Below are 23,481 nucleotides of genomic sequence, written 5' to 3' on the forward strand. Positions count from 1 at the left end.
ACGCCGACTCATAGCCCTTGTTGTTTTAGCCGCTCTGTTCTTTTGAAAGAAAACCGATGATGTTCAAAGTCGAGGGACACAAGCTTCGTTCCGGTGTGCTGGCTTTCGCGCTGGCACTGACCGCCGGGGCCACTTTCCTGCCTGTCGAGCCCGTCCATGCGCAGACGCGCACGCTGCCCGATTTCACCGACCTGGTCGATCAGGTCGGCCCCTCCGTCGTCAACATCCGTACGGTCGAGAAGGTCGCGCAGCGCGGCGGCAGCGGCGAGATGGACGAGGAGATGCAGGAGTTCTTCCGCCGCTTCTTCGGCCAGCCGGCCCCGGGCGTGCCGCGCCAGGGGCCGCGTCCCAACCGTCCACAGCAGCCGCAGGAGGAAGAACGAGAGCGTCCGCGCGGCGTCGGCTCCGGCTTCATCCTGACCGCCGACGGCTACGTCATGACCAATGCGCACGTGGTGGAAGATGCCTCCGAGGTGCTGGTCACGCTGACCGACAAGCGCGAGTTCAAGGCCAAGATCATCGGAGCCGACAAGCGCACCGACGTCGCGGTCGTCAAGATCGAGGCCACCGGCCTGCCTGCGGTGAAAGTGGGCGACATCTCCAAGCTGCGTGTCGGCGAATGGGTGATGGCCATCGGCTCGCCCTTCGGCCTCGAGAACACCGTCACGGCCGGCATCGTGAGCGCCAAGCAGCGCGACACCGGCGAATACCTGCCATTCATCCAGACCGACGTGGCCATCAACCCCGGCAACTCGGGCGGCCCGCTGATCAACATGCGGGGCGAAGTGGTGGGCATCAACAGCCAGATCTACTCGCGATCGGGCGGCTTCATGGGCATCTCGTTTTCGATTCCGATCGACGAGGCAATCCGTGTGAGCGAACAGCTGCGCACCTCGGGGCGTGTGTCCCGCGGCCGCATCGGCGTGCAGATCGACCAGGTCACGAAGGACGTGGCCGAAGCGATCGGACTCGGCAAGGCGCAGGGCGCGCTGGTGCGCGGTGTCGAGGCCGGATCGCCGGGCGAAAAGGCCGGCGTGGAGCCGGGCGACGTCATCACCAAGTTCGACGGCAAGGCCATCGAGAAGCCGAGCGACCTGCCGCGCCTCGTGGGCAACACCAAGCCCGGCACCAAGAGCACGCTCACGGTGTTCCGTCGCGGCAGCTCGCGCGATCTGAGCGTGACCATCGCCGAGATCGAACCCGACAAGCCCGCCAAGCGCGCGACCGATCGTGACGAGCCGGCGCCGAAGCCGTCGGCTTCCGCCGCCGCCAAGTCGCTCGGTCTTGCTGTCAGCGACCTCAACGATGCGCAGAAGAAGGAGCTCAAGCTCAAGGGCGGCGTAAAGGTCGACACCTCCAGCGATGCGGCTCAGCGCGCAGGCCTGCGCGAAGGGGACATCATCCTGGCCGTGGGCAATGTCGAAGTGGCCAACACCCGGGAATTCGAGTCGGCGATCGGCAAGGCCGACAAGAGCAAGGCGCTGAGCGTGCTGTTCCGTCGCGGCGATTGGGCGCAATACGCCCTGATCCGTCCCGCACGCTGATCTGGCCTTGCCGTCAAGTGGCCCCACCCGGCAGTCGGGTTTGGGGCCGTTTTTTTGAGGTGTTTACGACGTTCGGGGGACGGCCGCTAAAAAAATCCGGGGCCGTGAAAACGATGAAACTTGTCAGTGGTTACTAACTTTTTAACGAGCTAAGGACGGTTTTCGGTAGAATAGGACACTCTCGGCGGCCGGTCAGCGCATAAGGAGTGCAATGACCTTCACGATGCGAGATGTCAGACAGCAGTCCACCGGTGCTCCACAGATCGCCCACAAGTTGTTCATTGACTGCTCCACCGATCCTGTTGATAACCTGTTTATATCTTTGATGTTGTGGACCCGCAACGAGCCCTTTGGACCCTGTTCCCGGATGTACGTGCTTCCCTTTTTGCCTACAATGAAGTTCCAACTACTGCAGTTGCCATTGCTTGTTGGTTCAGGGCGCGTCTCCAGAAGACGCGCCCTTTTTTCTTGCCTGTCGCCTTCTGCGCGCGAGCCAATTCAAGTACTTAAGCGTTCCCGTTGATGAATCACATCAGAAATTTTTCGATCATTGCGCACATCGATCACGGCAAGTCGACGCTCGCAGACCGTTTGATCCAGCGTTGCGGCGGCCTCGCAGAACGCGAGATGGAAGCGCAGGTGCTCGACTCGATGGACATCGAAAAAGAGCGTGGGATAACCATCAAGGCGCAGACCGCCGCGCTGCACTACAAGGCACTCGATGGACAGGTCTACAACCTCAATCTGATCGACACGCCGGGCCACGTCGACTTCTCCTATGAAGTGAGTCGCTCGCTGTCGGCGTGCGAAGGTGCGCTGCTCGTCGTCGATGCATCACAGGGCGTCGAAGCGCAGACGGTGGCCAACTGCTACACCGCACTCGACCTCGGCGTCGAAGTGGTGCCGGTGCTCAACAAGATGGATCTGCCGAACGCGGATCCCGACAACGCACGCACAGAAATCGAAGACGTGATCGGCATCGACGCGACCGACGCGATTCCGTGTTCCGCCAAGACGGGCATGGGCATCGACGAGATCCTCGAGGCCGTCGTTCACAAGATGCCTGCGCCGCGCGGCAATCCCGACGGCCCGCTGCGCGCGATGATCGTCGACAGCTGGTTCGACGCCTACGTCGGCGTCGTCATGCTGGTGCGCGTGGTGGATGGCCGGCTGGTGAAGGGCGAGCGTATCAAGATGATGGCGTCCGGCGCCATGTACAACGCCGACAACGTCGGTGTCTTCACGCCGGCCAACGAGCCGCGCGCTTCGCTCGAGGCGGGCGAGGTGGGCTACATCATCGCGGGCATCAAGGAACTGCAGGCCGCCAAGGTTGGCGACACCGTGACGCTGATCAAGCCGGGCACGGGCGGCGCGGCCGCCACCGCCACCGAGGCGCTGCCGGGCTTCAAGGAAATCCAGCCGCAGGTGTTTGCCGGCCTGTACCCGACCGAAGCCAGCGAGTACGACTCGCTGCGCGATGCGCTGGAAAAGCTCAAGCTCAACGACTCGTCGCTGCGCTACGAACCCGAAGTGAGCCAGGCGCTCGGCTTCGGCTTCCGCTGCGGCTTCCTCGGCCTGCTGCACATGGAGATCGTGCAGGAGCGCCTGGAGCGCGAGTTCGACCAGGACCTGATCACGACCGCGCCGAGCGTGGTCTACCAGGTGGTGCGCAACGACGGCGAAGTGATCATGGTCGAGAACCCGTCCAAGATGCCCGACGTCGGCAAGATGAGCGAGATTCGCGAGCCGATCGTTACCGTGCATCTCTACATGCCGCAGGAGTACGTCGGCGCCGTCATGACGCTGGCCAACCAGAAGCGCGGCGTGCAGATGAACATGGCCTACCACGGCCGCCAGGTCATGCTGACCTACGAGATGCCGCTGGGCGAGATCGTGCTCGATTTCTTCGACAAGCTGAAGTCGGTCAGCCGGGGCTATGCCTCCATGGACTACGAGTTCAAGGAGTACCGCGCTTCGGACGTGGTCAAGGTCGACATCCTGCTCAACGGCGAGAAGGTCGATGCGCTGTCCATCATCGTGCACCGCAGCCAGTCGCAGTACCGCGGCCGGGCGGTGGTGTCGAAGATGCGCGAGATCATTTCGCGCCAGATGTTCGACGTTGCGATCCAGGCCGCCATCGGGGTCAACATCATTGCGCGTGAGACAATCAAGGCCCTCCGCAAGAACGTGCTGGCCAAGTGCTACGGCGGCGACATCACCCGCAAGAAGAAGCTGCTCGAGAAGCAGAAGGCGGGCAAGAAAAGAATGAAGCAGATCGGCTCCGTCGAGGTCCCGCAAGAGGCCTTCCTCGCGATTCTGCAAGTCGAAGACTGATCAAAAAATGGCATTCATCACTTCCCTGGTCCTTGCGGCGTTTGCCGGCTATGTCGGTGCCTGGTACTTCGGCACGATCGAGGGCAACTTCGCATTGCTGCTGTTCCTGGCCACGGTCGTCACCGGCCTGTACTGGCTGGCCGAGCGGTTCTACTTCCTGCCGCGGCGCGAGGCAGCTGCCGCCAAGCTCGAAACCTCGCTGGCCGAGCGCAACGCGCGACTGGCCGGTCAGGGCATCACGCAGGTCGACACGGCCGACGCCAAGGCGAGCGACCGGCTGCTGATGCAGCCCTGGTGGCTGGACTGGACGGCCGGCCTGTTCCCGGTGATCCTGGTGGTGTTCCTGCTGCGCTCGTTCCTCTACGAGCCCTTCAAGATTCCGTCGGGCTCGATGATGCCCACGCTGCTAACCGGCGACCTGATCCTGGTCAACAAGTTCACCTACGGCCTGCGCCTGCCGGTCATCAACACCAAGATCACCGACGGCACGCCGCTCGCGCGCGGCGACGTGGTGGTGTTCCGCTACCCGCCCAAGCCCAGCATGGACTACATCAAGCGCGTGGTCGGCATCCCGGGCGATGAAGTGGCTTACCTGAACAAGAAGCTTACGATCAACGGCCAGCCGGTGTCCAAGGACGCGGCGCCCGATTACCTCGACGGCGAATCGATGCGCCTGCTCAAGCAGTTCGACGAGAATCTCGCCGGCAAGCAGCACAAGATCCTCAACGACGACGGTGCACCCGCTTTCGTGCCGGGTGCCAGCGACTTTCCGTTTCGCGAGAACTGCCGCTACTCTGTCGAAGGCGTGGTGTGCAAGGTGCCCGCTGGCAACTATTTCATGATGGGCGACAACCGCGATAATTCGGCGGACTCTCGCTTCTGGGGCTTCGTGCCGGACAAGAATATCGTGGGCAGGGCATTCTTCGTCTGGATGAACTTCGGCGATTTTGGTCGTATCGGTCCATTTCAATAAGCAGTCAGCACTGTTCGAGGGGTAAGAGGACATGAGAGCAAATAATCGGTCGGTCCGCAGCAGTGCCGCGCGCCAGCGCGGCATCTCGTTCATCGGCCTGCTGTTCGTCGCAGTCGTGGTGGGGGGGCTGGGCGTGGTCATCGCGCAGGTCATCCCGACGCTGATCGAATACCAGGCCATCGACAAAGCCGCCAACAAGGCCAAGGAAGGCGCGACCGTGCCTGAAGTGCGCGCCATCTTCGATCGCGCCCAGGCCATCGACGATTTCAAGTCGGTCAGCGGCAGGGACCTCGAGGTCCGGAAGGTCGGCGAGAAGGTCGTCGTGTCGTATTCCTACGAGCGCGAGATTCCCTTGTTCGGGCCGGCCTACCTGACGCTCAAGTACAAGGGCGAGACCCGCTGAACGCGGCGCTCAAGAAGGTGGACGGCAGCCTCGTCGCGCTGCAGGCGCGCCTCAAGCATTCGTTCTCCGACACCCGGCTGCTCCAGCTTGCGCTCACCCACCGCAGTTTCTCGGCCGACCACAACGAACGCCTCGAGTTTCTCGGCGATTCGGTGCTGAACCTTGCGGTATCGCACCTGCTGTACACCCGTCTCTCGGCCCTGCCTGAAGGCGATCTGTCGCGCGTGCGGGCCAACCTGGTCAAGCAGGACACCCTGCATCGTCTGGCGCTGGAATTGCAGCTGTCACCGTTGCTGCGGCTTGGCGAAGGCGAGGCGCGGTCGGGCGGGCCCAGCCGGCCTTCGATCCTGGCCGATGCGCTCGAAGCGCTGATCGGCGCGGTCTATCTCGACGCGGGCTTCACGGCTGCCGAGGCGCTGGTGCGCCGGCTCTACGAATCGGTCGAGATCAACCCGCGCATGGAAGCGGCGGCCAAGGACCCGAAGACTGAATTGCAGGAATGGCTGCAGGGCCACAAAATGAAGCTGCCCGTGTACCGCGTGGCGGCAACGCTGGGTGCAGCGCACAAACAGACTTTCGATGTCGAGTGCGAGGTGCCCGAGTTGGGCCTTCGCGAACGCGGCATCGGCGGCTCGCGCCGCGCCGGCGAGCAGGCTGCCGCGGCTGCCATGTTGATCCGGCTCAAGGCACGCGGCGCCGCGTGAAATCACAATGAACGATGCTATCAATCCCGTAGCGGAACCCGAAGACGCAGCAGGCGATACGGGCCCAAGCGGACCCCAACACTGCGGCCTCATCGCCATCGTCGGCAAGCCCAACGTCGGCAAGTCGACACTGCTCAACGCGCTGGTCGGCCAGAAGATCAGCATCACCTCGCGCAAGGCGCAGACCACGCGGCACCGCATCACCGGCATGCGCACGCTGGGTGCGACGCAGTTCGTGTTCGTCGATACGCCGGGCTTCCAGACCCTGCACGCCAACGCGCTGAACAAGTCGCTCAACAAGACCGTGCAGGGCGCGGTCGGTGACGTGGACCTGATCCTGTTCGTGGTCGAGGCCGGCAGCTTCACGCCAGCCGACGAGCGGGTGCTCAAGCTGCTGGGCAAGGGCATTCCGACCGTGCTGCTCGCCAACAAGCTCGACAACGTGCACCGCCGCGGCGACATCGCGCCCTGGTTGCAGACCATGCAGCAGAAGCACGCCTTCGCCGAGTTCGTGCCGATGTCGGCCAAGAATTCCAAGGATGTCGAACGCCTGTTCGGCATCTGCGAGAAATACCTGCCCGAACAGCCCTGGTTCTATGCCGAGGACGAGCTGACCGACCGCAGCGAGAAATTCCTGGCCGGCGAACTGGTGCGCGAGAAGCTGTTCCGCCTCACTGGCGACGAGTTGCCCTACACCTCGACCGTGATCATCGACAAGTTCGAGGAAGAGCCGCCGCAGAAGAAGGGCCAGAAGCGCCTGCTGCGCATTGCCGCCACCATCGTGGTCGAGCGCGACGGCCACAAGGCCATGGTGATCGGCGACAAGGGCGAGCGCATCAAGCGCATCGGCATGGAAACGCGCGTCGAACTCGAGAAGCTGGCCGACGCCAAGGTATTCCTCGAACTGTGGGTCAAGGTGCGCTCGGGCTGGGCCGACGACGAAGCACGCGTGCGCTCCTTCGGCTACGAATGAAGTGGCCGCTGCCCACCGCGTTTCGCACGAACCGGCGTACGTGCTMCATCGCTATGACTGGAGCGAGTCGAGCCTGATCCTCGAGGTCTTCACCCGCCACCACGGGCGCATCGCGCTGGTGGCCAAGGGGGCGAAGCGGCCGAGTTCCAACTTCCGGCCCGTGCTGCTGCCGCTGCAGCCGCTGCAGCTCAACTATGGCGGCGACGCCGAGATCCGCACGCTGAAGGGCGCCGAGTGGATGGGCGGCCACGTGATGCCGACCGGCGAGGCCCTGCTCTCGGGCTACTACGTCAACGAATTGCTGTTGCGCCTGCTGGCGCGGGACGACGCCCACGAGGCCCTGTTCGACGCCTATGCCGGCGTGGTGCAGGTGCTGGCGGGCGATCACGTCGGGGCCCAGGCGGCCACCCAGGCTGCGGCGTTGCGCGCATTCGAACTGATCCTGCTGCGCGAGGTCGGGCTGTTGCCCTCGCTCGACGGGCAGACGCTCACCCTGGAGCCGCTCGCCGCCGACGTGCGGTACACCCTGGTGCCGGAAGCCGGCTTGCGCCTGGCGACCGACGAAGAAGCCGGCCTGGCCGGCGCGGACTGGCAGGCCCTGCAATCCGTGCTCGATGACCGTGCCCCCTTCACGGCGGCGCTCCGCGAGATCGCCACCCTGAATGCCGGCAGCAACAGCGCCCTGAGAAACCAGCTGCGCGCCTTGCTCAACTACCATTGCGGCGTGTCCACGCTGCGCACGCGGCAAATGATGAGAGATCTGCAAGCACTATGAGCACTTCAGGCAACACCGGCATCGCCACTTCGCTGTCGGTCAACCTCAACAAGGTGGCCCTGGTCCGCAACACCCGCCATCTGGGCATTCCGAGCGTGCTGACGGCGGCCAATGCATGCCTGGCTGCCGGCGCGCAGGGCATCACCGTGCATCCGCGGCCCGATGCGCGGCACATCCGTGCGCACGACGTGAGCGACCTTTCCGCGCTGCTCGCCAAGGACTGGCCCGGCATCGAGTTCAACATCGAAGGCAATCCGTTCCACAACCTGATGGACTTCGTCCGCGAGTTGCGGCCGCACCAGGCCACCTTCGTGCCCGACAGCGAATCCCAGTCGACCAGCGACCACGGCTGGAGCTTTCCCGAAGATGCCGAGCGCCTGCGGCCGCTGATTGCCGAGACCAGAGCCCTGGGTGTGCGTGTGAGCCTGTTCATGGACCCCGTGCCGGAGATGATGGCCGCGGTGAAAGTCGCGGGGGCGGATCGCGTCGAACTCTATACCGAAGGCTATGCCGCGTCGCGCGGCACTCCCGACGAACAGGCGGTGCTCGCACGCTATGTGGCATCGGCGCGCGCGGCACAGGCCGCAGGCCTCGGGGTCAACGCCGGGCACGACCTGAGCCGCGACAACCTGACCGCGTTCCTGAGCGCCGTGCGCGGCGTCCACGAGGTGTCGATCGGCCACGCCTTCGTCGCCGACGCGCTCGAGTTGGGCTATGCCGCCACCACGCGGGAATACCTGCGCTGCATCACCGAGGCGCAACAGGCACTGCCTGCATGATCTACGGCATCGGCACCGACATTTGCGACTTGCGTCGCATTGCCGCGACCTTCGAGCGCCAGGGCGAACGCTTCGCCCGCAAGGTGCTGAGCGACGCCGAGTTCGCGGTCTGGAAGACGCGCAGCGAACGCTGGCCCAAGCGCGGCCTGAGCTACCTTGCCACCCGTTTCTCCGCCAAGGAGGCTTTCAGCAAGGCCATCGGCCTCGGCATGCGCATGCCGATGACCTGGCGTTCGTGCGAGATCGCCAACCTGCGCAGCGGCAAGCCCGTGATCGTGTTGCATGGCGAGCTCAAGGACTGGTTCGAGGCCAAGGGCCTCACCGCCCACGTGACCGTGACCGATGAAACCGAATACGCCGCGAGCTTCGTCGTGGTGGAGAAGCTATGACCGCCCAGGCGGATTGAGATGAACGAATCGAACCATTCGCCGCTGATCATCGACGTGGCGGCCACCGAACTCAACGATGCCGACCGCAGGCGCCTCGCCAATCCCCTGGTCGGCGGCGTGATCCATTTCGCCCGCAACTGGCAGGACCGCGCGCAGATGACCGCGCTCAATGCCGAGATCAAGGCGGTCCGCCCCGACTTGCTGATTTGCGTCGACCACGAAGGCGGGCGCGTGCAGCGCTTCCGCACGGACGGCTTCACGCGCCTGCCCTCGATGCGCTCGCTGGGCGAGTTGTGGATGCGCGATGCGATGCGCGCCACGAAGGCCGCCACGGCCGCTGGCCAGGTGCTTGCCGCCGAGCTGCGTGCTTGCGGCGTCGACTTCAGCTTTGCACCGGTGCTCGATCTCGACCACGGCGGCAGCAGCGTGATTGGCGACCGCAGTTTTCACCGCGACCCGCGCGTGGTGGCCTTGCTGGCAAAAAGCGTGATGCACGGCATGCTGCAAATGGGCATGCGCAATTGCGGCAAGCATTTTCCGGGACATGGTTTCGTCAATGCCGATTCGCATGTGGAAATTCCCATCGACCGGCGTGGCCTCAAGGCCATCCTGGCCGACGATGCACAGCCCTATGACTGGTTGGCAGGCACGCTCACGGCGGTGATGCCGGCGCATGTGATCTATCCGAAGGTCGACAAGCGGCCCGCGGGCTTTTCGTCCAAGTGGTTGAGAGACATCCTGCGCAACCGACTCGCATTCGATGGTGCCATCTTCAGCGATGACTTGAGCATGGAAGCAGGCCGCTATATCGATGGCGAATTGCTGAGCTACACCGATGCCGCTCTGGCTGCACTCGATGCGGGGTGCGATCTTGCGATGTTGTGCAACCAGAGCATCGGCCATGGCCGGCCGCTCGACGAGTTGCTCGACGGCTTCGGCGTTGCGGCAAGGGCAGGGCGCTGGCAGCCGAATACGCAGAGCGAAGCGCGGCGACGGGCGCTGCTCCCGGGCGGGCCGCAGGCCGACTGGAATGCGCTTGTCGATTCGGCAGGGTATGGACACGCAAGACAAGCGCTGCTGCAGGCCGAACTCGCCGTACCGCACAACGCCTGAAGATCACGGCGCGCGACTCGGAGGCAGATTCGACAACGGGCTTGCCCACAGGCGCTCGCCGCCCGAATCCAGGTGCGTCAGGTACAGCCGCAGGTCGAATTCCAGCCGGTGGTAGCTCGGCTCCATGTGCTCGCAGAGCGCATAGAAGCTCTTGTCATGGTCCTTCTCCTTCATGTGCGCGAGTTCATGGACCACGATCATGCGCAGCAAGTCCAGCGGTACTTCCCTGAACAGGCTCGCAACCCGGATTTCCCGCTTGGTCTTGAGCTTGCTGCCCTGAACACGCGAGACGGTGGTGTGGGTGCCGAGCGCGTTGCGAATCACATGCAGTTTGCTGTCGAACGCCACCTTGGACAGCGGTGGCGCCTTCCGCATGAAATCGTTCTTGAGTTCGCCTGCGTATTCGTAGAGCGCACGGTCTGTCTGCACTTCGTGCATGGATCCGGGATGGCGTTGGCGCAGCAGCGGGGCGAGCGCATTCGTCGCGACCAGTTGCTGGACCTGCGCCAGCAGTGCGGGTGGGTAGCCCGCAAGATATTTCATGCGGCCGGCCCTGCGCAGGCGAGTCCGGTTGCCACACCGCCAAACAGATCGCCCTCGACGAGCTTCACGCCGGCGAAGCTCTTGTGCAAGGCCTGCTGAAACGGACGCAACGCCGACGAGCCGCCTGTGAGGTAGATCGCGTCGAGGTCGCCGCTGCGCAGTCCGGCGCGTTTGACACAGGCGTGCGCGCATGCAATCACGTTCTCGAGCAGCGGGGAAAGCTGCTGCGCCATGTCGGCGGGCGAGAGTGACGCGACCAGGGCCGGCTCGGCACACGAAAGGTCGATCAGCGTCGGCACATCGTTCACCGAGGTGTCGATCTTCGCTTGCTCGACTTCGCTGGCAATGCGGTGGCCGTGGCGGTCTTCCAGCACATTCATCAGCCTGTCGTGCAGCCGCGTGTTGCTGTAGCTCGTGCGCAAATCCTTTGCCTGCCGCACGGCTTTGGCGGCATAGAGCCAGTTGATCAAGTGCCAGGAAGAGAGCTCGAAGAACACCTTGCTCGGCACTTCGCGTCCCTGCGTGCCTGTGTGGCGAAAGCCGAACTCCGGCATGACGCGGTCGAGGTTGAGCCGCTGGTCGAAATCGGTGCCGCCAATGTGCACCCCGCTGGTGGCCAGCACGTCATCGCCGCGGTCTTCGCGCGCCGCACGGTCCGGGCCGACGCGCACCACGGTGAAGTCGGAGGTGCCGCCTCCAACGTCGACGATCAGCACCAGCGACTCCTTCGTGACGCGCTGTTCGTAGTCGAAGGCGGCCGCAATCGGTTCGAGCTGAAAAGCGATGTCGCGAAACCCCGCTGCACGGGCTGCGTGACGCAGGCTTTCTTCCGCGCGTTCGTCTCGTTTGGAATCGTCGTCCACGAAATGAACGGGCCGGCCGATGACGACGCGCTCCGGCACCCGGCCCAGTTCGCGTCCGGCTCGCACGGCGAGTTCGCGCAGAAAGCGCGCGATGATGTCCTCGAAGCTCACCAGACCGTCGTAGATGGCCGTCTTCTCCTGCATCAACGCGCTGCCAAGAAGGCTCTTCAGCGAGCGCATCAGGCGGCCTTCGGTCCCCGCAAGGTAGAGCGCGACGGCTTCACGGCCGAAATGGGTCGTGCGGTCTTCGGCGTTGAAGAAGATCGCGGTGGGCAGCGTGGTGGCCGAGCCCTCGATGGGCAGCAGGCGGGCGGCGCCGTCGACCCGGCAGGCCACGGCGGAATTGGAGGTGCCGAAGTCGATGCCGATCGTCGGCAGCGACGACGGTAACGACACGCTCAAGACTCCCTGCGCAGCGCCGGGAACAGGATCACGTCGCGAATGCTCGGCGAATCCGTCAGCAGCATCATCAGCCGGTCGATGCCGATGCCGCAGCCGCCGGTGGGCGGCATGCCGTATTCGAGTGCGCGCACGAAGTCGTGGTCGTAGAACATGGCTTCGTCGTCGCCGCTGTCCTTGGCGGCCACCTGGGCGTTGAAGCGTGCGGCCTGGTCTTCGGCGTCATTCAGCTCGCTGAAGCCGTTGCCGAACTCGCGGCCCGTGATGTAGAGCTCGAAGCGCTCGGTGACCTCGGGGCGTTCGTCGTTGGCGCGCGCCAGCGGCGAGATCTCGGTCGGGTGCTCCATGATGAAGGTTGGCTGCCAGAGCTTTTCTTCGACGGTTTCTTCGAAGTACATCACCTGCAGGCTCGCGAGGCTGCGCTGCGAGAGCTTGTCCTTCTCTTCGCTCAGGCCGAGTTTGCGCAGGGCGTTGATGAGCCAGGCGCTGTCGTCCACGCCCTGAGCCACATCCGCGGCCTCGGTGTGCTTGAGGATCGCTTCACGGATCGTGAGCCGCTCGAAGGGCTGGGTCAGGTCGACCGGCTTGCCCTGGTAGGTGAGCTGCTGCGTGCCCACGGCCTTGTCGGCGATGGTGCGGATCAGCGTCTCGGTGAAGTCCATCAGGTCGCAGTAGTTCCAGTAGGCCGCGTAGAACTCCATCATCGTGAACTCGGGGTTGTGCCGCACCGAGATGCCCTCGTTGCGGTAGCTCCGGTTGATTTCGAACACGCGCTCGAAGCCGCCGACGATCAGGCGCTTCAGGTACAGCTCGGGCGCGATGCGCAGGAACATCTCCTGGTCGAGCGCGTTGTGATGCGTCTTGAACGGCTTGGCGTTCGCACCACCCGGAATAGGGTGAAGCATCGGCGTCTCGACTTCGAGGAAGTCGTTGGCCACCATGAATTCGCGCAGGGCGCTCACGGCCTTGCTGCGTGCGGTGAAGCGCGTGCGTGCGGATTCGTCGGTGATCAGGTCGACATAGCGCTGGCGGTACTTCTGCTCCTGGTCGGCCATGCCGTAGAAGTCGCCGGGCAGCGGACGCAGGCTCTTCGTGAGCAGGCGCAGCTTGGTGACCTTGACCGAGAGCTCCCCGGTCTTGGTCTTCATCAGCGTGCCTTCGGCGCCCAGGATGTCGCCCAGGTCCCATCGCTTGAACTCGGCGTAGGCTTCTTCGCCCACGGCGTCGCGCGTGACGTAGAGCTGGATGCGACTTGTCGCGTCCTGCAGCGTCGCGAAGCTGGCCTTGCCCATCACGCGCTTGAGCATCATCCGGCCCGCCACGCTCACCGGAATGGCCTGTGCCTCGAGGGCTTCGGCCTCGACCGCGCCGTGCGCCGCAACGAGCGCCGCGGCGCGGTGGCCCGGCTTGAAGTCGTTGGGAAACGCGACACCCTTGCCCTCGGCCTGCGCGGTGCGCAGCAGCTTCAGCTTTTCGCGGCGTTCGGCGATGAGCTTGTTGTCATCGACGGCGGGGGCTGCGACAGGGGCCGCAGCGGGCGTGGGAATGGGAGGGGTCAGGTGGTCGGACATGGGGAGCGGGTGATGCGCAACAGGAGCGTGCGCGAGCCCGGCATTTTAGCCGATCAGGTTCGAACGAAACCGCCTCCCAGCGCCCGCCAATCCTGTGTAATACGCTACGAAAGGTATAGCAACCTATTCAGTGATGCCCGTGCGCGCGAGCAGATCGCTGACCAGTTCGAGGCGCATCAGCGGGCTGTCGAGCTCCATCAGCCGCTGGCGGAGTTCGAGCTGCATGGGCACCAGTTCGCACCAGCGGTTCGCCACCCAGCCGCAGTCGTTGAACTGGTAGGGCTCGCCGATGGGCAAACGCACCGTGTCCGTACCTTGCGCACGGCGCCGCTCTTCGAGGGTGTCGACCAGGCGCCGCAGCGCGGTGGCCGTGTGCTGGAGGTCGTCGGGAATTTCGAGCGCGACGTCTTCGATCACCGCTTCCACTTCGGCCACCCACAAGCCGTATTTCTGCAGCTCGGTGTTGCGCACGCGAAAGCGCTGCGTCCCGACGCACTCGATCTGGAGCAGGCCGCTTTGCGGCGCGTCGAACTCGCGGATGACGGCCAGCGTGCCGATCGCCGCGAAGCTCTCCGCATCGGCGCCCGCCTTGCGGACCTCGCTGCCGCTGGTGAGGCTGACCACGCCGAAAGGCGCGTCGGCCTTGCGGCATTTGCCGATCATGTCGAGATAACGTACCTCGAAAATACGCAAAGGAAGCACGCCGCCGGGGAACAGGACCGTACCGAGCGGGAACAATGGCAGTGAATGCAGAAGGGGCTGTGTCGTCATCGAAAAACCTTGCATGGCTATCATCGCATTCCGCTCACGACCGCGCCCCATGCTCTACCAGATTCCCTCGTTCCTTCTCGACGTGATCGTCGGCCTGCTCGGCGGCGCCTGCCTGCTGCGCCTCTATATGCAGTACCACCGTGTGCCTTTCGGCAATCCGCTGGGGCGCTTCGTGTTCGCCATCACCGACTGGATCGTGCTGCCGCTGCGGCGCATCCTGCCGACGGTCAAGCGATGGGACCTGTCGAGTCTGGTCGCCGCCTGGCTGCTGGTGATGCTGAAATTCCTGCTGCTGTGGCTGCTGATCGGCAACCTGGGCCGGATCGCCACCTTGCCGCTGGTGTCGCTGGTGGGGTTGTTGCAGCTCGCGATTTCGGGGCTGACCGCGCTGCTGGTGGTCTACGCCGTGCTGTCGTGGGTGCCGGGTGCGTCGCCGATGCTGCTCGACCTGATCTCCCGGCTGGCCGAACCGCTGGTTCGGCCGTTTCGCCGCTTCATTCCGCTGATCGGCGGCGTGGACCTGTCGCCCCTCGCCGCCATCGTGGTGTTGCAGGTGATTGCGATCGTGCTCGGCAACCTGCTGGTCTGGGCCTACCGGCTCGGCGCCTGAGCGCCGTCGATCAAGTGACCGCGTCGGCCGGCTGACGCAGCAGCATTGCAAGCGTGCTCGCGATCGTCTTGCGCAACTCGCGACGATCGCTGATGAAGTCGATCGCGCCCTTGGTCTGCAGGAACTCGGCGCGCTGGAAGCCTTCAGGCAGCGTCACGCGCACGGTCGATTCGATCACGCGCGGGCCGGCAAAGCCGATCAGCGCCTTGGGTTCGGCAATCACCACGTCGCCCACGAAGGCGAAGCCGGCCGAGACGCCACCCATGGTCGGGTCGGTCAGCACGCTGATGTAGGGCAGGCCCTTCTTGGCGAGGCGCGTGAGCGCGGCGTTGGTCTTGGCCATCTGCATCAGCGAGAGCAGGCCTTCCTGCATGCGCGCGCCGCCGGTGGCGGTGAAGCAGATGAACGGCACCTTCTGTTCGATGGCGGTCTCGACGCCGCGCACGAAGCGCTCGCCGACCACGCTGCCCATGCTGCCGCCCATGAATTCGAACTCGAAGCAGGCCACGACCACGCTGATGCTGTGGACCGAGCCACCCATGACGACCAGCGCATCGGTCTCGCCGGTGTTCTCGAGGGCTTCCTTGAGCCGCTCGGGGTATTTGCGGCTGTCCTTGAACTTGAGCGCGTCGACCGGCAGCACTTCCTGGCCGACCTCGTAGCGTCCCTCGGCATCGAGGAAGGCGTCGAGGCGCGCACGGGCGCCGATGCGGTGGTGGTGGCTGCAGCTCGGGCAGACGTTCTGGTTGTGCTCGAGGTCGGTCTTGTAAAGAACGGTTTCGCAGGCAGGACATTTGATCCACAGGCCCTCGGGCACCTGGCGGCGCTCGCTGGGGTCGGTTTGTGCGATCTTGGCGGGTAGCAGTTTTTCAAGCCAGCTCATAGGACTCCGAATTAGCTCCCCTTTCCCGCGTGCGGGAGAGGGGCTGGGGGGTGAGGGCAAACTAGATTATCGGCCAGCCGCATTCTTGGGGGTAGCCGCCGGCAGGGCGTCCAGCGCCTCCCGGATGCCGGCGAGGAACTCGCGCACCGCAGGCACCACCTTCTCGCGAGGCTGTCCGTCGATCAGCTGGATGATTTTCGTGCCGATCACGACGGCATCCGCCGCCGAGCCGACCGCCTGCGCCGTGCGCGCATCGCGGATGCCGAAGCCCACGCCGACCGGAATGCTCACATGCTCGCGGATGCGCGGAATCATCTGGCCGACCGCCTCGGTGTCGAGGTGGCCTGCACCCGTCACGCCCTTGAGCGAGACGTAGTAGACGTAGCCGGTTGCGATGCGTGCGACCTGCGCCATCCGCTCGCTGGTGCTGGTGGGCGCCAACAGGAAGATCAGGTCGATGTCGGCGGCCTTCAGCGCCGCGGCGAAGTCCTCGCATTCCTCGGGCGGATAGTCGACCACCAGAAGCCCGTCCACGCCGGCAGCCGACGCATCGCGGATGAAGGCCTTCTTGCCATGCACGAGGTCATAGCGCTCGACCGGATTCGCATAGCCCATCAGCACCACCGGCGTGGTCGCGTCCTTCTGGCGGAAGGCGGCCACGATGGCGAGCACCTGCTTCATGCCGATGCCCAGCGCCAGCGCGGCTTCGCCGGCCTTCTGGATCACCGGGCCGTCGGCCATCGGGTCGGAGAAGGGCACGCCGAGCTCGATCACGTCGGCGCCCGCCTCGACCATGCCGTGCATCAGCTCCGGTGTGATGTCGGCGAAGGGGAAGCCAGCCGTGACATAGGGGATCAGCGCCTTGCGGCCTTGCGACTGGAGCGTCTTGAAGGTGGCGGCAATACGGCTCATCACTTGCCTCCCTTCACGCTCAGACCGCGCATCGAGGGCCGGTCGTAGAAATCGACGCCCGACAGGTCGGCCACGGTGCCGATGTCCTTGTCGCCACGGCCCGAGAGGTTCACCAGGATCGACTGGTCGGGTCGCATGGTCTTCGCGAGCTTCATGGCGTAGGCCACTGCGTGGCTGGATTCGAGCGCGGGGATGATGCCTTCGGTACGGCACAGGTAGTGGAAGGCTTCGAGCGCCTCGGTGTCGGTGATGCCGACGTATTCGGCGCGGCCGATGTCGGCCAGGTACGCATGCTCGGGTCCCACGCCCGGATAGTCGAGGCCAGCGCTGATGCTGTGCGTTTCGGTGACCTGGCCGTCCTCGTTCTGCAGCAGGTAGGTGCGGTTGCCGTGCAGCACGCCCGGGCTGCCGCGCAGGATCGAGGCCGAATGCTTGCCGCTGTCGAGGCCTTCGCCCGCGGCTTCGACGCCGATGAGCCGCGTGTTGGCGAACGGAATGTAGGGATGGAAGATGCCCATCGCATTGCTGCCGCCACCGACGCAGGCGACCACCACGTCGGGCTGCTTGCCTTCCGCCTCGCCGGTGATGCCATCCGCCGCGAGCATGGCGGGCATCTGCGCGATGCACTCGGTGCCGATCACGCTCTGGAAGTCGCGCACCATCGTTGGGTAGGGGTGCGGGCCGGCGACGGTGCCGATGATGTAGAAGGTGTTTTCCACGTTCGTCACCCAGTCGCGCATCGCCTCGTTGAGCGCGTCCTTCAGCGTCTTGCTGCCGGACTCGACGGGCACCACGGTCGCGCCCAGCAGGTTCATGCGGTAGACGTTGGGGCTCTGGCGCTTCACGTCCTGGCTGCCCATGTAGACCACGCATTCGAGGCCGTAGCGCGCACAGATGGTGGCCGTGGCCACGCCGTGCTGGCCGGCGCCGGTTTCGGCGATCACGCGGGGCTTGCCCATGCGGCGCGCGAGCATCGCCTGGCCGATCACGTTGTTGATCTTGTGTGCGCCGGTGTGGTTGAGGTCTTCGCGCTTCAGGTAGATCTGCGCGCCGCCCATCTCGAAGCTGGTGCGTGCGGCGTGATAGATCGGCGAAGGCCGGCCGACGAAATGCTTGAGTTCGTAGTGGAATTCGGCGAGGAATGCCGGGTCGTCCTTGAACTTCGCATACGCGTCGCGCAGCTCGTTGATCGCGTGGGTGAGCGTTTCGCTCGCGAAGGTGCCGCCGTAGTGGCCGAAATGGCCGGTGGCGTCGGGTTGCTGGTAAGTGCTTTGCATGGTTCTCGATCGGTGGGCCGCAGCCCGAACGACGATCGGGATGCGGCGGCTAACTGGAGAAGGACGCGTCGGCCGCTCTCACGGCGGCGACGAATTGCCGGATCTTTCCGGCGTCCTTGAGGCCCTTGTTCCCCGGGCCGTCGATTTCGACGCCCGAGCTCACATCAACGGACAGCGTCTTGCAGCGCGTCCGCAGGATGTGAATGCCATCGCTCACGTTTGCAGGTGTGAGCCCACCACTCAAGACGAGGTGAGCGTCGACGGCGGGTGGAAGAAGTGACCAATCGAATGCCTTGCCGCCACCGCCATAACCTTCGACATGGGCGTCGAGCAGGATGGCCTGGGCGTGGGAGTAATCGGACGCGTATTTTACGAGGTCGAAGCCGGCGCCGGCAGCCCCCAGCGGAATGCGGGCGGCGCGCATGTAGCGGAAGCGGCCAGGGCCGCTGGCTTCTTCGCACTGTTCCGGCGTCTCTTCGCCATGAAACTGCGCGATGGCGCCCTTCACGCGGGCAAGGGATGCTATGACTTTGGGAGCATCCTCGTTGACGAACAGCAGCACGGGCGTGATGAAGGGAGGCAGGCGCGAGGCGAGTTCGGCAGCACGCTCCGGCGTTACTGCGCGGGGGCTGGCGGCATAGAGCACGAACCCGATCGCGTCGGCACCGGCCTCGACCGCGGCATCCACATCGGCCTCACGCGTGAGACCACAGATCTTGATGCGGGTGCGGGGGGGCGTCATGGCGGACCATCATAAGGAGCGCCGCCGGTCTGCAGCGTGGCCTCGGCCGGCAGACCCCACTTGGCGTCGTACAACGGCCCGAGAAAGTACAGTCCGTCTGCGGAGAAGGTGGGCGCAGCCACCTTGCGGCTGCGGGCCTCGAGCACCTCGGCGATCCATTCGGGCCGCTCGTCGCCGCGCCCGATGCGCACGAGGCAGCCCATCAGGTTGCGGATCATGTGATGCAGGAAGGCATCGGCCTCGAACTCGAAGTGCCAGCGGCAGCGCTCACCATCGCCGTGGCGCGTGATCTGGATGCGGCGCAGGTCCTTGACCGGTGAGCGCGCCTGGCAGGCCGAGGCGCGGAAGGAACTGAAGTCGTGTTGGCCCACCAGCAAGGCGGCTGCCATGCGCATCGCATCGCCATCGAGCGGATGCATCGACCAGCCGACCCGGCCCGAATTCAGGCTGGGCCGCACAGGCGATTGCGACAGCACGTAGAGGTAGCGGCGCGCCAGTGCATTGGCGCGGCAATGGAATTCATCGGGCACCGGCTGGGCCCACTGGACGGCGATGTCGTCGGGCAGGAAGCGGTTGGTGCCACGCATCCAGGAGAAGGGTTCGCGCTCGACATCGGTGTCGAAGTGCACCACCTGCATCAGCGCATGCACCCCGGCGTCGGTACGGCCGGCACACAGCGTACCGATGGGCCGTGCGGCGAACTTCGTGAGGGCTGCTTCCAGCTTGTCCTGCACCGTGCGGCCCGAGCGCTGGCTTTGCCAGCCCTCGTACGCTTGGCCGTTGTACCGGATGCCGAGCGCCAGCCTCACGAATTCAGGAACGGGAACGGCAATCGCTCAGCGCAGTTCCGCGAGCAGTTGCTTGGCTTGCGACTTGAGGTCGCCAGCGCTTTCGGCTTCGACTTCCTCGACCAGCGACCGGGCACCTTCGACGTCGCCGATGGCTTGCAGTTCGCGTGCGAGCGAGAGCTTGACGGCGTGGGGGCTGTCCTCGCCTTCGTCGTCATCGTGCGCATTGGCAGCGGCACGTGCCGTTTCGGGGGCACCACCGGCCGAGCGGGCCGGAAGGCCTGCCAGCGCACTCATGTCGAACTCGATGAAGCCGGAGTCGGCGGGCAGCGCATTGCGCAGCATGGCCGGACGCGTGTTGTGCTCCGCATCGCTCAACGAACGAATGTCGGGCGTCAGGGCACCGGGGGCCGTGTCGAAATCGTTCTCGAGATCGGCGGGCGCTGCTGCGTGACCATTGGACAGCGGGGCGGCGGGGCGTGCTGCGGTCGGAGCGGGCGCATAGGCCGACTTCGGCAGGCTGGCGCCGACCGGGGCATGGCTCGGTGCCGGTGCAGGCGGTTGGGTCAGGTCCAGGTCGAAGTCCAGCGGTGCCACCGAGGGCACGAAGGCCGGTGGCGGTGCCGCAGCGATCGGCGGCGGTGCAACGGGCGTGGGCACGGCAGCGACCGGCGGCTTGGCGGCGGTCGCCAATGCACCGGCGAAAGCGGCCGTCTCGGCCTGGCTCGCGCTGCGTGGCGAGCCCGATTCGTACAGCGGGTTGCCCGGATCGAGGTCCTTGCCCATGTCGACCACGCGGTTCCAGTCGGAACCCGAACCGCCGGTCAGCTTGTGCACTTCGGTGGCCAGGCCTTCGTAGGCCCGCACGTCGCGCCGCTTGGCGTGGATTTCGAGCAGCTTGAGGTGAATGGCAGTGCGATCCGGGTTCAGGCGCAACGCTTCGCGCAGGATTTCCTCGGCTTGCAGGTCGCGGCCATAGGCCAGGTAGACGTCGGCTTCGGCCACGGGGTCGACATCGCCGGCATCGAGCTGGCTCGGCGAGTATGACAGCGACGAAACGGTGGAATCGCCGCGGTGCTTGGTGTCGACCGATTCGCCGCCGCTGGCGCCGAAGAACGAGTCCTTGGGAATGCGGCTTTCGAGGAACACGCTTTCGCTCATTTCCTCGCGCCGGCGACCCAGCACGCGGTAGAGCAGGAAGCCGACCAGCAGTGCGATCAGTGCCGCACCCCCGAGCATCAGCGGGTTGTCGAGCAGTTCTTCGAAGAAGCTGCGTTCCGGGGGCGGGGGCGGTGCGGCCTTGACCACCGGTTTCGGGGCCGGTGCCGGCGCGGCGACGGCGGCGCTGGCGGCTGCCACGGGGACCGCAGCGACGTCGGTTGCAGAAGGCGTACCGGCTGCGGCGGCAGAAGCTGCAGCGACAGGTGCGACCGCAGCGGGTGCCGGCGTTGCTTCCAGGGACGGAGCGGGGCTGGGTACTGCGGCCGGTGCGGCCGGCGCGGCAGCAACGGCAGGCGCCGGGGTCGCGGCTGCGGCCGGCGATGTCGTGGCGCTGGTGGCTGGCGTGGGAACAGGAATGCCCGGCGTTGCAGGCGCAGGGGCCGCGGCAGCCGCTGGTGCCGACGATCCGGCACCGCTCTTGAGCTTGTTCAGCTCGTTGATGTTCTTGGAAAGCTCGGCAACGCGGTTGCTGCTTTCCTGCGCCTGGCGGGTCTGTGCGACCTTTTCATCGGCGGCGCGAGTGGATGCACTGCCTTGCGAGATCGTGAGCTTGTCGGGCGCGCTGGCCGCGGCATTGCGATCTTCCACGTTGGCTTGCAGCTTGCCCGAGGCCTTGCGGCTCGCGGCGGCGACGTTCGACGTCGGCGCGTTCTCGGCCAGGCGTTGGCGGTAGCTGCCGAAGTCCCGGCTCTGTGCAGTGACCGTACGGCGCGCTTCCGCGGCCGGAACGGCGTTCGCTTCGGCGGAGCCCGGCAAGTCGAGCACGGCGCCGGCCCTCATGCGATTGATGTTGCCGCCAACGAAGGCATCGGGATTGGCGAGCAGCAGCGCCACCAGCATCTGATCGAGAGAGACGTCAGCCGGCTTGTGAGCGCCGGCGATCTTGCTGGCGGTATCGCCGCGCTGCACCGTGACTTGTTCGCCACCACCACTGGCGCGAGCCGGGGCAGTTGCTGCGGGAGCGGGAGCGGGAGCAGGGGCGGCTGGCGCTGGAGCGGCCGCGACCGGTGCTGCAGGCGCCGCGGCAGCTGCCCGTTCACGGCGCGCGCGGGCTGCCGCGACGGCAGGGCGCTCGGCCGGTGCGCTGATCTGTGGCGCCACGGGGGCGATCGGCGTGCTGGCGGCTGCCTGGCGCGTGGCCGGCGGATCGAGCAGCACGGTGTAGTCGCGGACGATGCGGCCCGACGAACCATTGGCTTCGAGCAGCAGGTCGATGAACGGGTCGTTGAGCGGGCGATTGCCGCTCAGGCGCACCACGTACTGCCCGCCCGCACGGCGTTGCAGCGTCGCCTTGACGTCGCTCAGTGCCGAGTTGTAGGGCACGCCGGCGTTCTTGAACGCGTCGGCCGTGGCGATGTTGATCTTCAGACCGTCCGCTTCAGCAGCGGCTATTTCGGTCACGTCGATCTCGGCGCGCAGCGGTTCGCCCAGTGCCGATTGCACCTTCAGCTGTCCCAGCGTGAAGGCGCTGGCGTCGGTGCTGACGATCCCCAAGGCCACGGCGGCTGCCGCACCCAGGATCGAGAGGCGCCAACCGTTGGACGGTAGTGAGGGGCGAACGGCCGATGGGCGGGCCGCGGGCAACAGATGTCTTGTCATGCTGATAGGGGCGGCTCAGGCCCAGAATTTGTAAGAGGACGTTAGCATCATCACCGGGTACTGACAAGGCAATGCGCCTGTTCTACCCAGTGCGCGCATACTTACGAACACATTTTGTGTTGCTGTTTGGCAACATTTTGTGTTTCAAAAGGCCCGAGCAGCACGCATCAGGCTTCGAGCAGGATGCGCAGCATGCGGCGCAGCGGTTCCGCCGCACCCCACAGCAGCTGGTCGCCGATGGTGAAGGCGCCGACGTACTCGGGGCCCATCGCCAGCTTGCGGATGCGGCCGACCGGGATGTTCATGGTGCCCGTCACCGCCACCGGTGTCAGGTCCTTCAGGGTTGCTTCGCGGGTGTTCGGCACCACGCTGGCCCACGGGTTGTCCGCGGCGATCATTGCTTCGATGTYGGCCACGGGCACGTCCTTCTTGAGCTTGAAGGTCAGCGCCTGGCTGTGGCAGCGCATGGCGCCGATTCGCACGCAGAAGCCGTCGACCGGCACGGCGGCGGTGCCGAAGCCCGCGCCCTGGCCGAGGATCTTGTTGGTTTCGGCGCCGGCCTTCCACTCTTCCTTGGACATCCCGTCGCCCAGGTCCTTGTCGATCCAGGGGATCAGCGAGCCGCCCAGCGGCGCACCGAAGTTGGCCGTTTCGGCGGCGCTCAGGTTCTGCTGCTTGTGCAGCACCTTGCGGTCGATCTCGAGGATGGCCGACTTCGGGTCGTCCAACAGGGCGCGAACTTCGGCGTTCAGGCTGCCGAACTGGGTCAGCAGCTCGCGCATGTGCTGCGCACCGCCGCCCGAGGCCGCCTGGTAGGTCATGCTGGTCATCCACTCGACCAGGCCGGCCTTGTAGAGGGCGCCCACGCCCATGAGCATGCAGCTCACGGTGCAGTTGCCGCCGATCCAGTTCTTGCCGCCATTGGTCAGCGCGTTCTGGATCACCGGAAGATTGACCGGATCGAGCACGATGACCGCGTCGTCCTGCATGCGCAGGGTGGAGGCGGCATCGATCCAGTGGCCAGCCCAGCCGGCGGCGCGCAGCTTGGGGAACACCTCGCTGGTGTAGTCGCCGCCCTGGCAGGTGATGACGATGTCGCACTTCTTCAGCGCTTCGATGTCGTTCGCATCCTTCAGCGCGGTTTCGTTCTTGGCCATCGCCGGGGCCTTGCCGCCGGCGTTGGAGGTCGAGAAGAAAAGCGGCTCGATGAGACCGAAGTCGCCTTCGGCCTGCATGCGGTCCATCAGGACCGAGCCGACCATGCCGCGCCAGCCTACGAGGCCGACCAGAGGTTGAGATGCGTTCGCCATTTCAG

22 protein-coding genes are annotated in these 23,481 nt (G+C 65.4%); 11 read left to right on the plus strand and 11 right to left on the minus strand.

The window, feature by feature from the left end; genetic code table 11:
* Positions 1-56 precede the first annotated feature (56 nt).
* From AC1DXX_RS13965 to nagZ, 10 genes are all read left to right on the plus strand, one after another.
* Positions 57-1,544, plus strand: a complete 1,488-nt coding sequence (locus tag AC1DXX_RS13965) for a DegQ family serine endoprotease (RefSeq protein WP_478134798.1) — start codon at positions 57-59, stop codon at positions 1,542-1,544.
* A gap of 522 nt (positions 1,545-2,066) precedes the next feature.
* Positions 2,067-3,878, plus strand: a complete 1,812-nt coding sequence (gene lepA / locus AC1DXX_RS13970) for a translation elongation factor 4 (RefSeq protein WP_434791636.1) — start codon at positions 2,067-2,069, stop codon at positions 3,876-3,878.
* Between the two features lie 7 nt (positions 3,879-3,885).
* Positions 3,886-4,851: a signal peptidase I gene (gene lepB, locus AC1DXX_RS13975; RefSeq protein WP_478134799.1), complete on the plus strand. Its 966-nt coding sequence runs from the start codon at positions 3,886-3,888 to the stop codon at positions 4,849-4,851.
* 31 nt (positions 4,852-4,882) lie between these two features.
* Positions 4,883-5,254, plus strand: a complete 372-nt coding sequence (locus tag AC1DXX_RS13980; RefSeq protein WP_478134800.1) for a DUF4845 domain-containing protein — start codon at positions 4,883-4,885, stop codon at positions 5,252-5,254.
* Positions 5,255-5,271: 17 nt separating this feature from the next.
* Positions 5,272-5,958 (plus strand): ribonuclease III, encoded by a 687-nt coding sequence (rnc, locus tag AC1DXX_RS13985; protein ID WP_478134801.1) that lies wholly within the window; start codon positions 5,272-5,274, stop codon positions 5,956-5,958.
* Between the two features lie 7 nt (positions 5,959-5,965).
* Positions 5,966-6,931: a GTPase Era gene (gene era / locus AC1DXX_RS13990; RefSeq protein WP_478134802.1), complete on the plus strand. Its 966-nt coding sequence runs from the start codon at positions 5,966-5,968 to the stop codon at positions 6,929-6,931.
* Position 6,932: 1 nt separating this feature from the next.
* The gene (recO, locus tag AC1DXX_RS13995; protein ID WP_478134803.1) at positions 6,933-7,706 is read left to right on the plus strand and encodes a DNA repair protein RecO; all 774 of its coding nucleotides are present in this window, start codon (positions 6,933-6,935) and stop codon (positions 7,704-7,706) included.
* Positions 7,703-8,485 (plus strand): pyridoxine 5'-phosphate synthase, encoded by a 783-nt coding sequence (locus AC1DXX_RS14000; RefSeq protein ID WP_478134804.1) that lies wholly within the window; start codon positions 7,703-7,705, stop codon positions 8,483-8,485. The genes recO and AC1DXX_RS14000 overlap by 4 nt, the downstream gene beginning before the upstream one ends.
* Positions 8,482-8,874, plus strand: coding sequence for a holo-ACP synthase (gene acpS, locus AC1DXX_RS14005; protein WP_478134805.1), 393 nt, complete (start codon positions 8,482-8,484; stop codon positions 8,872-8,874). The genes AC1DXX_RS14000 and acpS overlap by 4 nt, the downstream gene beginning before the upstream one ends.
* 18 nt (positions 8,875-8,892) lie before the next feature.
* Positions 8,893-9,987, plus strand: coding sequence for a beta-N-acetylhexosaminidase (gene nagZ / locus AC1DXX_RS14010; RefSeq protein WP_478134806.1), 1,095 nt, complete (start codon positions 8,893-8,895; stop codon positions 9,985-9,987).
* Between the two features lie 3 nt (positions 9,988-9,990).
* On the opposite strand, the gene AC1DXX_RS14015 is transcribed toward nagZ, so the two are convergent.
* From AC1DXX_RS14015 to AC1DXX_RS14030, 4 genes are all read right to left on the minus strand, one after another.
* Positions 9,991-10,530 (minus strand): YgjP-like metallopeptidase domain-containing protein, encoded by a 540-nt coding sequence (locus AC1DXX_RS14015; RefSeq protein WP_478134807.1) that lies wholly within the window; start codon positions 10,528-10,530, stop codon positions 9,991-9,993.
* Positions 10,527-11,789 (minus strand): Hsp70 family protein, encoded by a 1,263-nt coding sequence (locus tag AC1DXX_RS14020; RefSeq protein ID WP_478134808.1) that lies wholly within the window; start codon positions 11,787-11,789, stop codon positions 10,527-10,529. The genes AC1DXX_RS14015 and AC1DXX_RS14020 overlap by 4 nt, the downstream gene beginning before the upstream one ends.
* Positions 11,790-11,791: 2 nt before the next feature.
* Positions 11,792-13,363 (minus strand): lysine--tRNA ligase, encoded by a 1,572-nt coding sequence (lysS, locus tag AC1DXX_RS14025; RefSeq protein WP_478134809.1) that lies wholly within the window; start codon positions 13,361-13,363, stop codon positions 11,792-11,794.
* A gap of 123 nt (positions 13,364-13,486) precedes the next feature.
* Complete coding sequence (locus AC1DXX_RS14030; RefSeq protein ID WP_478134810.1) at positions 13,487-14,134, minus strand: LON peptidase substrate-binding domain-containing protein; 648 nt, start codon at positions 14,132-14,134, stop codon at positions 13,487-13,489.
* 49 nt (positions 14,135-14,183) lie between these two features.
* Here AC1DXX_RS14030 and AC1DXX_RS14035 point away from each other — a divergent pair, with 49 nt between their 5' ends.
* Positions 14,184-14,744 carry a YggT family protein gene (locus AC1DXX_RS14035; RefSeq protein ID WP_478134824.1) on the plus strand — a complete coding sequence of 187 codons (561 nt, stop codon included), beginning with the start codon at positions 14,184-14,186 and terminating at the stop codon, positions 14,742-14,744.
* A gap of 10 nt (positions 14,745-14,754) precedes the next feature.
* Here AC1DXX_RS14035 and accD read toward each other — a convergent pair whose 3' ends face one another.
* From accD to asd, 7 genes are all read right to left on the minus strand, one after another.
* Complete coding sequence (accD, locus tag AC1DXX_RS14040; RefSeq protein ID WP_478134811.1) at positions 14,755-15,627, minus strand: acetyl-CoA carboxylase, carboxyltransferase subunit beta; 873 nt, start codon at positions 15,625-15,627, stop codon at positions 14,755-14,757.
* 66 nt (positions 15,628-15,693) lie between these two features.
* Positions 15,694-16,539: a tryptophan synthase subunit alpha gene (trpA, locus tag AC1DXX_RS14045; protein WP_478134812.1), complete on the minus strand. Its 846-nt coding sequence runs from the start codon at positions 16,537-16,539 to the stop codon at positions 15,694-15,696.
* A complete protein-coding gene (gene trpB, locus AC1DXX_RS14050) occupies positions 16,539-17,816 on the minus strand; it encodes a tryptophan synthase subunit beta (RefSeq protein ID WP_478134813.1) in 1,278 nt (425 codons plus the stop codon). Before trpB ends, trpA begins: the two co-directional genes overlap by 1 nt.
* A gap of 49 nt (positions 17,817-17,865) precedes the next feature.
* The gene (locus AC1DXX_RS14055) at positions 17,866-18,558 is read right to left on the minus strand and encodes a phosphoribosylanthranilate isomerase (RefSeq protein WP_478134814.1); all 693 of its coding nucleotides are present in this window, start codon (positions 18,556-18,558) and stop codon (positions 17,866-17,868) included.
* Positions 18,555-19,367, minus strand: coding sequence for a tRNA pseudouridine(38-40) synthase TruA (truA, locus tag AC1DXX_RS14060; RefSeq protein ID WP_478134815.1), 813 nt, complete (start codon positions 19,365-19,367; stop codon positions 18,555-18,557). The genes AC1DXX_RS14055 and truA overlap by 4 nt, the downstream gene beginning before the upstream one ends.
* Before the next feature lie 27 nt (positions 19,368-19,394).
* Positions 19,395-22,166: a FimV/HubP family polar landmark protein gene (locus AC1DXX_RS14065; RefSeq protein WP_478134816.1), complete on the minus strand. Its 2,772-nt coding sequence runs from the start codon at positions 22,164-22,166 to the stop codon at positions 19,395-19,397.
* 167 nt (positions 22,167-22,333) lie between these two features.
* On the minus strand, positions 22,334-23,476 hold the full coding sequence (asd, locus tag AC1DXX_RS14070; protein WP_478134817.1) for an aspartate-semialdehyde dehydrogenase: 1,143 nt from the start codon (positions 23,474-23,476) through the stop codon (positions 22,334-22,336).
* Positions 23,477-23,481 lie beyond the last annotated feature (5 nt).

The organism is Variovorax sp. P4_B10 (assembly GCF_056402375.1).

Coding starts and splice junctions, on each gene's coding strand:
- AC1DXX_RS14015 (WP_478134807.1), bottom strand. CDS start 10,530: ATGAAATATCTTGCGGGCTACCCACCCGCACTGCTGGCGCAGGTCCAG.
- AC1DXX_RS13980 (WP_478134800.1), top strand. CDS start 4,883: ATGAGAGCAAATAATCGGTCGGTCCGCAGCAGTGCCGCGCGCCAGCGC.
- lysS (WP_478134809.1), bottom strand. CDS start 13,363: ATGTCCGACCACCTGACCCCTCCCATTCCCACGCCCGCTGCGGCCCCT.
- AC1DXX_RS13965 (WP_478134798.1), top strand. CDS start 57: ATGATGTTCAAAGTCGAGGGACACAAGCTTCGTTCCGGTGTGCTGGCT.
- AC1DXX_RS14055 (WP_478134814.1), bottom strand. CDS start 18,558: ATGACGCCCCCCCGCACCCGCATCAAGATCTGTGGTCTCACGCGTGAG.
- trpB (WP_478134813.1), bottom strand. CDS start 17,816: ATGCAAAGCACTTACCAGCAACCCGACGCCACCGGCCATTTCGGCCAC.
- AC1DXX_RS14065 (WP_478134816.1), bottom strand. CDS start 22,166: ATGACAAGACATCTGTTGCCCGCGGCCCGCCCATCGGCCGTTCGCCCC.
- lepA (WP_434791636.1), top strand. CDS start 2,067: ATGAATCACATCAGAAATTTTTCGATCATTGCGCACATCGATCACGGC.
- AC1DXX_RS14035 (WP_478134824.1), top strand. CDS start 14,184: ATGCTCTACCAGATTCCCTCGTTCCTTCTCGACGTGATCGTCGGCCTG.
- accD (WP_478134811.1), bottom strand. CDS start 15,627: ATGAGCTGGCTTGAAAAACTGCTACCCGCCAAGATCGCACAAACCGAC.
- acpS (WP_478134805.1), top strand. CDS start 8,482: ATGATCTACGGCATCGGCACCGACATTTGCGACTTGCGTCGCATTGCC.
- trpA (WP_478134812.1), bottom strand. CDS start 16,539: ATGAGCCGTATTGCCGCCACCTTCAAGACGCTCCAGTCGCAAGGCCGC.
- era (WP_478134802.1), top strand. CDS start 5,966: ATGAACGATGCTATCAATCCCGTAGCGGAACCCGAAGACGCAGCAGGC.
- lepB (WP_478134799.1), top strand. CDS start 3,886: ATGGCATTCATCACTTCCCTGGTCCTTGCGGCGTTTGCCGGCTATGTC.
- nagZ (WP_478134806.1), top strand. CDS start 8,893: ATGAACGAATCGAACCATTCGCCGCTGATCATCGACGTGGCGGCCACC.
- AC1DXX_RS14030 (WP_478134810.1), bottom strand. CDS start 14,134: ATGACGACACAGCCCCTTCTGCATTCACTGCCATTGTTCCCGCTCGGT.
- AC1DXX_RS14000 (WP_478134804.1), top strand. CDS start 7,703: ATGAGCACTTCAGGCAACACCGGCATCGCCACTTCGCTGTCGGTCAAC.